The sequence below is a fragment of the Azospirillum sp. B506 genome (genome assembly GCF_000333595.1).
GTDB lineage: Bacteria > Pseudomonadota > Alphaproteobacteria > Azospirillales > Azospirillaceae > Azospirillum.
Genome location: NZ_BADK01000049.1, coordinates 1 through 9,021 on the forward strand (window position 1 = coordinate 1; position 9,021 = coordinate 9,021).

At 67.4% G+C, this 9,021-nt stretch carries 8 protein-coding genes; 3 read left to right on the top strand and 5 right to left on the bottom strand.

Features of this window, described 5'->3' with window-relative positions; genetic code table 11:
• Positions 1-112: 112 nt before the first annotated feature.
• A complete protein-coding gene (locus I71_RS01385) occupies positions 113-298 on the top strand; it encodes a hypothetical protein (protein ID WP_211098351.1) in 186 nt (61 codons plus the stop codon).
• 119 nt (positions 299-417) lie between these two features.
• On the top strand, positions 418-1,632 hold the full coding sequence (locus tag I71_RS01390) for an alpha-hydroxy acid oxidase (RefSeq protein ID WP_280109833.1): 1,215 nt from the start codon (positions 418-420) through the stop codon (positions 1,630-1,632).
• Positions 1,633-1,710: 78 nt separating this feature from the next.
• On the opposite strand, the gene I71_RS39295 is transcribed toward I71_RS01390, so the two are convergent.
• The 5 genes from I71_RS39295 to I71_RS01415 form a co-directional block, all read right to left on the bottom strand.
• Positions 1,711-2,415 (bottom strand): hypothetical protein, encoded by a 705-nt coding sequence (locus I71_RS39295; RefSeq protein WP_244433551.1) that lies wholly within the window; start codon positions 2,413-2,415, stop codon positions 1,711-1,713.
• Between the two features lie 188 nt (positions 2,416-2,603).
• Positions 2,604-4,205, bottom strand: a complete 1,602-nt coding sequence (locus I71_RS01400) for a glycosyltransferase (protein WP_049975857.1) — start codon at positions 4,203-4,205, stop codon at positions 2,604-2,606.
• 139 nt (positions 4,206-4,344) lie between these two features.
• On the bottom strand, positions 4,345-5,397 hold the full coding sequence (locus I71_RS01405; RefSeq protein ID WP_042689149.1) for an ABC transporter ATP-binding protein: 1,053 nt from the start codon (positions 5,395-5,397) through the stop codon (positions 4,345-4,347).
• Positions 5,390-7,057: an iron ABC transporter permease gene (locus tag I71_RS01410; RefSeq protein ID WP_042689153.1), complete on the bottom strand. Its 1,668-nt coding sequence runs from the start codon at positions 7,055-7,057 to the stop codon at positions 5,390-5,392. Before I71_RS01410 ends, I71_RS01405 begins: the two co-directional genes overlap by 8 nt.
• A 107-nt stretch (positions 7,058-7,164) precedes the next feature.
• Complete coding sequence (locus I71_RS01415) at positions 7,165-8,268, bottom strand: ABC transporter substrate-binding protein (protein ID WP_083896907.1); 1,104 nt, start codon at positions 8,266-8,268, stop codon at positions 7,165-7,167.
• 182 nt (positions 8,269-8,450) lie between these two features.
• Here I71_RS01415 and I71_RS01420 point away from each other — a divergent pair.
• Positions 8,451-9,021, top strand: a 571-nt coding sequence (locus tag I71_RS01420; protein ID WP_042689156.1) for a response regulator transcription factor, incomplete at its 3' end; no start/stop codon positions are given.

The window sequence follows — 9,021 nt, forward strand, 5'->3', positions numbered from 1 at the left end:
GGGCGGAGGGATGGCGCGATGCTGTGCAGCGCAACATCGGCCACCCCAGCATTGTTGTGTCATCGACCGCAACCTGTCCCGGAGTCTCTCCAAGATGACCAGAAATCCCTTCATGAGCGCGTGGCTGTCCTGGGCCAACCGCGCCAGCGGCATGTGGACCACCGCGGCGATGTCGGCCGCCCGGCGCAACCAGGCGGCGGCCCAATCGGCAATGATCAAGGCAATGATGACGCCGCCGAAGCCCGGCCAGGGCAAACCCGGCTCGAAGCCGAAGCGCACATCGAAGCCGGCGCGCTGAGCCGCCGGATCCGTACCGGCAAATGGGCAGCGTTGTCGCAGCCATGGCTTGACGGTGCGCGGGAGGAGTGGCCAAATCGACGCCCTTCCGTTTCGCGCGCAACCGTTGAGACACGCCCCATGACCTCCGTTCGCATGCCCTCGTCGCGGCCGCCGTCGCGCTGGGCGAACCTGTTCACCGACCGGCCCGTCACCTGCATCGAGGATCTGCGGCAGCTGGCGGAATGGCGCGTGCCGCGGATGTTCTACGATTACGCGGATTCCGGCTCCTACACCGAATCGACCTACCGCGCCAACGAGTCCGATTTCGGCCGGATCAAGCTGCGCCAGCGCGTGGCGGTCGACATGACCAACCGGACGTTGGCCAGCACGATGGTCGGCCAGCCGGTGGCGATGCCGGTGGCCCTGGCCCCGACCGGCCTGACCGGCATGCAGCATGCTGACGGCGAGATTCTGGCCGCCCGCGCGGCAGCCAAGGCCGGCGTTCCCTTCACCCTGTCGACGATGAGCATCTGCTCCATCGAGGATGTGGCGGAGAACACCGACAAGCCCTTCTGGTTTCAGCTCTACGTCATGCGCGACCGCGCCTTCATCGACAAGCTGATCGACCGGGCGAAGGCGGCGGGCTGCTCGGCGCTGGTGCTGACGCTCGACCTGCAGATCCTCGGCCAGCGCCACAAGGACATCAAGAACGGCCTGTCCACCCCGCCGAAGCTGACCGTCGGCAACATCCTGGACATGGCGACCAAGCCGCGCTGGTCGATCAACATGCTGCGGACCCACCGCCGCACCTTCCGCAACATCGTCGGCCATGCCACCGGCGTCAGCAACCTGTCCTCGCTGTCCTCCTGGACGGCGGAGCAGTTCGACCCGACGCTGAACTGGGACGACGTGCGCCGCATCCGCGACCGCTGGGGCGGCAAGCTGATCCTGAAGGGCATCCTCGACCCGGAAGACGCCGTGATGGCGGCAGACACCGGGGCCGACGCGCTGATCGTCTCCAACCATGGCGGCCGGCAGCTGGACGGCGCCATCTCCTCCATCGCCGCATTGCCGGCCATCGTCGAGGCGGTGGGCGACCGCATCGAGGTGCTGATGGACGGCGGCATCCGCTCCGGCCAGGACGTGGTCAAGGCGCTGGCGCTGGGCGCCAAGGGCACCTTCATCGGCCGCGCCTTCCTCTATGGGCTGGGGGCCGGCGGCGAGGCCGGCGTGGCCCAGTGCCTGGAGATCATCCGCAAGGAGATGGACGTCACCATGGCGATGTGCGGCCTGCGCGATATCAAGGATGTGACCGCCAACATCCTGGCCGGAAAGCCGAATTTCGGGGTGTGACCGGGCCGGGTCTCCGTGTCGGCTGGCGGCGGGGTGGAACATCGTGGAACGGATTTCGGATGATGTTCCATCCCCTTGCTACGGGCGCCGGGCAGCAATGTCAGGCGAAGGCGACCGCTTACAAGCCCTCTCCCCCCTGGGGAGAGGGTTGGGTGAGGGGGGCAGCGCGGACGGAACGACCGCGCCAGGGGATTGCCAAGGGGCAGTATGCCCCTTGGCGGCGCGCGGATCGCGCGCCGGCCCCCTCAACCTTCCCACGCCTTCGGCGCGGGTCCCCTCCCTCTCCCCGCTTTCGGCGGACCGAAGGTCCGCCTGTCGCGTCAGCGCAAACTCCGTTTGCGCGTGAGCGGGGGAGAGAGGGCAATCCACGGTGGCCTCCCGCAAATCGCCGGGAATGTCGTCGTCGAGTTCCGGGACGGTGACGGCGGGCGGGTCCTCGGGCTTGGGCGGTTGCGGTTCGGCAGGCGGAATATCCCTTGGAGCGTTCCGCGCAGTCTCCCGTGCACCCTCAAGACCGGCAAACAGGCCGAGCCGTTCGGCCAGCCAGCGGACGGTGGACGGATCACCGGAGGAAACCAGCCGTTCGATCTGTTCGGCCACCAGGATGCGCAGCGAAGACAGGCGCAACTCGGCCTCTCGGTTCAGCGCCTGTCGCTCCCACCAAACCCTGTGACGGAAATCCTTCGATCCGTAATAGGCCCGCCAGAGCGTGGTGCGGCTGCATCCCATGGAGCGGGCGACATAGAGGAAGCTGGTTCCGCGCGCCAGCATGCCGGCGGCCATGATCCATTGTTCCTCGTGGAACTGCGATCCAGGGACCAGCGATCCTTCCGACGGCACCGGCGGCTCTTCCGCCCAGAGAGGAAAATGGTCGTTCCGGAGGGTACGGCTGTCGAGGGGCATGGCATCGCTCCGCAGGATGGTGGATCTCTTACGGAGAATTTATAGGATTTTAGTCCGATTCGTGGGAGTTATTTGTCAATCCCGGATCCCACCGGCCGCTGCCCATGCACTGCGACCGCCTCGTCCAGGTAACGCGACAAGTCTGCCGCCGCCTCGGCCGGGTCGGCACGTTTTGCGCCCCGGTTGCGGGCTTCGGCCACCTCCGCCGCGAAAACCACCGAATCCTCCGCCAGCAGGGCGAGCCGCTCCAGAGCCGCGGCGTAATCGGGCACGACGAAGCGGGGACCGATGACGGCGGCCACATCGCCCGCCGGCAGCGAAACCGGGACCACGCCGGCGGCCAGCGCCTCCGCCGCGCTGGCTCCGCCGCCGGTGCGCCGTGGGTTGACATAGGCGTCCGCCACCCGCATGAGCGCGGCCATGTCCGTCACATAGCCGAGAGGAAACAGGCGTCCGGCATGCCGCGATCCTTGCAAGCGCTCCGGCAATGCCGCCGCCTCGCCGGCGAACGCCACCGCCGTCCGCGGCACCCGGTCGATGAGGGACTCCAGCATCGCAAGGAAGGCACCGTCGGCCTCCTGATCCAGCCGGTTGCCGATCACCACTGAGAGAAATGCGTCCACCGGCAGGCCGAAGTCGGCGCGGCTCCCTGCCTTGGTTGCGGGTTGGACCGGCGGTGGGGCGCCGATCAGAGAATGCAGGAAACGGAACGGCCGCCAGGAGACGGCGAGGGGACCGCCGGCGGGACGGCTGCCGCCGCCGAAATCCAGCACGATGTCGGCCAGCGATGGCGTGGCTCCGCTGGTGGTGGGAATGCACAGGGTCGGGCGGGCCGCCGCCAGCAGGTCGGCGACGACGACCGATCCCCCCAGGGAAACGACCACATCCGGGTCGTGCCATTCGACCGCGCGCAGGAACCAGTCGATCTTCTCCCGCGTCAGCGACCGGACGGTCGAGGACAGCATGCGATAGGACCGGCCGTCCGCCTCGATCAGCTGCTTGCCGTCGAATTCAGGCTCCACCGTGGCGGCGAAGGACGGCACGAACAGGCTGCGGATGTCGGCCGGCATGATGTTGGTGTTGAGGATGACGACCTCCCGGCCGCAGCGCTCCTCCAGGACCGTCGCATAGGACAGCAGGTCGCGGGACGGCTGGTGTCGCATCGACAGGAACTGGTTCGTCACCAGCATCACACGCCCGGTCGCCGGACTGCCGGGCGGACGGGGGCGCGGGACAAGATCCAGCCGGTCGCGGATCGCGCCGATCAGGCGGATGTAATAGGGAAACAGGCGCTCCTCGAAGAAGCCCGGCCGGCTCGCCTCGTCCAGGCGCATCAGGAAAAGCTGGCGACCCATGCAGCAATGGATGTGGAGAAGCCGGTCCAGATCGGGCTCTTCGAACTCTGCATCGACCGCATCTAGCAGCGTTTCATAATGGCGCAGGTCACCGGAAACCGCTGCCATGGCCGACAGGCGCAGGATCGGATCGGCATCGGGCGCCCGGCGGTCGAGCTGCATGGCGTATCCGTCGCGTTCGGCGGGCGTGGCGTGGCGCAGCGGCTCCAGCAGCGTCTCAATCGCGGTCAGATCGGCACTGCGCTCGATCGGCCGGCGGATGGCGGCACAAAGCGCGTCGATCCTATCCTCGGCAGACAGGTCGGGCAGGTCCATGACGCACTCCGGTAAGGCGGTTCGGTCGCAGAAGACCAAATTGCCCGGCCTCCCGCAAGGACAGCCCTCCGGCTTTGTCCGGCGCTCCAACACGCACCGGACAAAGCCGGAGCTTTTTGCCGTTCCCGCGAGTGGCGGGTCAGAACACCCAGAGCTGTTCCGGCGGCAGACGCAACCAGTGGGTGCCAGCCGCCAGGGGACGGCCGAAGGCGCGCAGCGTCTGGTCGCCGCAGCGGAACACATGCTCCCAATGGCTGCCGAGATAGACCGAGGTCTCCAGCTCCGCCGGGATGCGGTTCTCGCCGTCTCCGTCGACAACCTCGACCTGCTCCAGGCGGATGACGCCGGTGGCGTCCTCCGACACGCCCTTGCCGGCGCGGTCCTTGCCCCACAGCGGGTGGCCGGACAGCTCGATGCGGACGTAGCCGCCGCGCTTGTCCTGCACGCGGCTTTTGATCTGGTTGTTGACGCCCATGAACTCCGACGCGAACAGGCTGACCGGCTCGGTGTAGAGCTGCTCGGGCGTGCCGGCCTGGACGATGCGGCCGCCGTCGAGCAGGACGATGCGGTCGGCAATCGCCATCGCCTCCACCTGGTCGTGGGTGACGAAGACGGCGGTCAGGTTCATCCGCTTGATCAGCGTGCGGATCCAGATGCGGGCCTCCTCGCGCAGCTTGGCGTCGAGGTTCGACAGCGGCTCGTCGAGCAGGATGACCGGCGGGTTGTAGACCAGCGCGCGGGCGAGCGCCACGCGCTGCTGCTGGCCGCCCGACATCTGGTGCGGATAGCGGTCGCCAAGATGGCCGAGGCCGACACCGTCCAGAACGGAAGCCACGCGCTGCTGCAGTTCGGCCTTCGCCACGTTGCGCAGGCGCAGGCCGTAGGCGACGTTCTCGAACACCGTCTTGTGCGGCCACAGCGCGTAGGACTGGAAGACGAGGCCGAGGCCGCGCTTCTCCGACGGCACGTTGAGGCCGGCGGCGGCGTCGAACACCGGCTGGTCGCCGATGGAGATGACGCCCTTCTTCGGCTCCTCCAGCCCGGCGATGGAGCGCAGCAGCGTGGTCTTGCCGCTGCCCGACCGGCCGAGCAGGGCGACGATCTCGCCCTGGGCGAAGGTGGCGGTGATGCCCTTCAGGATCTCGTTGCTGCCATAGGACAAATGCAGGTCGTCGATGATGAGCTTAGCCATGGGAGCGTTTCCCGAAGAGCGACATCAGCAGCAGGCCGCCGCCGATCATCGCGATGTTGACGGTGGAGAGCGCGGTCACCAGGTCGACGGCGCCGGTGCCCCACAGCGAGACCAGCAGCGAGCCGATCACTTCGGTGCCGGGGGCCAGCAGATAGACGCCGGTGGAGTATTCGCGCATGAAGGTGACGAAGATCAGTAGCCAGCTGGAGAACAGGCCGACCTTGACCAGCGGGATCGTCAGGTCGCGCGACACCCGGCCGGGGCTGGCGCCGACGATGCGGCCGGCCTCCTCCAGCTCGGGGCCGATCTGCAGCAGCGCACCGCTGACCAGACGCATGCCGTAGGCGAGCCAGACCAGCGTGTAGGCGACCCAGATGGCGATCATGGTCTGGCGCAGCGGCGACAGGAAGGGCGTGAACAGGAAGACCCAGAAGATCGCCAGACCGGCGACGAGGCCCGGCATGGCGCGCGGCAGCAGGACCAGATAGTCCATCAGTCTGGTCCAACCCGACTGCCAGCGGTGGGCGGCGAGGTTCAGCATGGTGTAGACGCCGACCGACAGCGCCCCGCCGACCGAGGCGATCAGCAACGTGTTGACGATGCCACGGGTCAGGTTGGGGAACTCCATCAGCTCGCGGAAATGCGCCAGCGTCAGCACGTCCAGCAGGTTGACGCCCTCGCCCCAGCTCGACACGAAGGCGCGCAGCACCAGACCGCTGATCGGGACCACCACGGTGAACAGCAGCCACGCGGTGATCATCGCCGCGGCCGGCCAGCGCCAGACGCCGATGGAGACCGGCTTCTGCGCCGCGGCCTTGCCCTTGACCGAGACGTAGCCGTTGGCGGCGCGCAGCAGGAAGCGCTGGAGCGCCACCAGCGGCAGGGCGATGCAGATGATCGCCACCACGACCACCGCCATCAGCTGGTAGGACGGCGTGCCCAGCTTGTTGGTCAGCTTGTAGAGGTATGTGGCCAGCACGAGGATGCCTTCGGGATCGCCCAGCACCAGCGGCAGGCCGAACAGCTCGAATCCCAGGAAGAAGACCAGCACGGCGGCATAGAGGATGTTCGGCATCACCATCGGCAGGCTGACGGTCAGCGCGGTGCGCAGCGGGCCGGCGCCGGTCATCCGCGCCGCTTCCTCCACGTCCGAGCCCAGGCTGCGCAGCGCCGACGAGGTGTAGAGGAAGACGTGCGGGACGTGGGTCAGGCCGGCGATGACGATCAGCGTCGTCTTGGAGTAGAGATACCAGGGGACGAAGCCGAAGACGCCCTTGAACCACAGCGTGACGAAGCCCGCCGGGCCGAGGCTGACGACGAAGCCGAAGGCCAGCACCACCGACGACACGAACATCGGCACCAGGATCACCGGCTCGATCCAGCGGCGGCCCGGCAGGTCGGTGCGGGTCATCAGGAAGGCCAGCAGCGCGCCGACCGGCACGGCGATGAGGGTCATGCCGAGCGCGATGACGGCCGAGTTGTAGAGGGCGTCGAAGAAGTCCTCGTCGTCCAGAACGAACTCGTAGGCGCTGAGCGTGAAGGCGGTCTTGGGCTGGAAGAACGGCCCGTCGAGGAAGCTCTGGTAGACGACCAGGCCGATCGGGGCCAGCACGGCAATCGCCATGGCGACGATCACCGCGATGCGCGTCGCGCGGTTCATGGGGGATTCCTTCCGAAATCCCCCTCTCCCCCCGCTCACGCGCAAACTTTGTTTGCGCGTGAGCGGGGGGAGAGGGGACTAAGCGCGGGAGCTAAAGGGGGGGTAAATCACTTCCCCTGCAGGGCCTTCTGCCAATCCTTCAGGAACTTCAGACGCTTGACCTGATCGAGGTAGGTCAGCAGTTCCGGGCCGACATGGATCGGGCGCAGGGTGCTTTCCGGAACGCTTGCGGTCGGGTTGGCGCTCGCCAGATCGGTGCGGATCGAGCCCATGTAGCGGGCCTGCATCGCCTGCTGGCCCTGCTTCGACAGCAGATAGTCGAGGAACAGCTTGGCGGCGTTCGGGTGCTTGGCGCCCTTCGGGATGAAGGCGATGCGCGACATCACGATGGTGTAGTCGGACGGCAGGACGATGCCCAGCGACTCCGGATCCTTGTGCTGGCGCTCGTAGACGTAGGAGCCGATCATGTTGTAGCCGATGGTGTGCTCGCCGGACGTCAGGCGCTCGATCATCGCGCCCGAGGAGGTGTAGAGCTTCACCCCGGTCTGGCCCATCGCCTTGACCAGATCCCAGGTGTTCTTGTTGGCCTGGACGTCCTGGGTGATGTAGAGGAAGCCGACGCCGCTGCGCTCCGGATCGTAGGACGTGACCTTGCCCTTGTAGGCGTCCGGCTTCTCGGCGAGAAGCTTGGCGAGGTCGGCGTGGGTCTTCGGCACGTCGGCGGCGGGCACCACGCGCTTGTTGTAGGCGAAGACGATCGGCTCGGCGGTGGTGCCGAACGCCTCGTTCTTCCAGTTGGCCCAGTCCGGGATGTTCTTCGATTCCGGCGAGCTGTAGGACTGGGCATAGCCGTCATTGACCAGCTTCATCTGCAGGTCCATCGCCGACGACCACATCAGGTCGGTGGTGCCGGTGTTGGCCGCCGCCTCGCTGATGAAGCGGTTGTACATCTCGGTGGAGTTCTGGTCGGCGTATTCCAGCTTGACCTTGGGATAGAGCGCCTCGAACCCCTTCAGCAGTTCCGACACGGCGGCCGCGTCGGTGGCGGAATAGATGCTGAGCGCGCCTTCCTGGTTCGCCGCCTCGATGATCTTGGCATAGGCGGGGTCGTAGCCGGCGGGGACCGACTGCGCCTGGGCGGTGCCGGCGGTGAAGGCGGGCACGGCGACAGTCAGGGCCGTCGCGACCAGAAGGGCCAGTTTGGTGCGCATCTCTTCCTCTCCTGCGGTTGGTTTCCACGGCGCCGTTGCGGGCCGGGTTGGTTGGGCTTACAAGCAACTTTGCCGCGACTATAGGCAATCAACCTGTCGCCAATCTGTCGCGGACCGAAATTGTTTGTAAAACGGAACAGGTGCGGTCGGATGATGGCCCAATCGGACGATAGGCGGCTCCCTTGCGCATCCTGATCGTGGAGGATGACGCCGCCCTGGCGCGCGGGGTGACCGGGGCGCTGAAGCTGGGCGGCTATGCCGTCGACCATGTCGCGTCGGGCGAGGATGCGGTGCGGCTGGAGCGGGCCGAACCTTATGGGCTGGTGGTGCTGGATCTGGGATTGCCCGACCTGTCGGGGTTCGAGGTGCTGACCCGCATCCGCCGCCGCGGCTCCACCGTGCCGGTGATGATCCTGACCGCGCGCGAGGCGGTGGCCGACCGGGTGAAGGGACTCGACCTGGGCGCCGACGATTACCTGCTGAAGCCCTTCGACCCGGCGGAGTTCGAGGCGCGGGTGCGCGCCCTGGTGCGCCGCGGCCAGGGCACGCCGGTGCCGGAGCTGGTGTGCGGCGGACTGCGCTATGACCGCTCCACCGCAACGGTGACGCTGAACGGGAGGGTGCTGGACCTGCGCAAGCGCGAGCTGGCGGTACTGGACGGGCTGATCACGCGGGCCGGCAAGGTGGTGCCGAAGGACCGGCTGGCCGGCGAGGTGTTCGGCTTCGACGAACCGGTGGCGCCGAATGCCATCG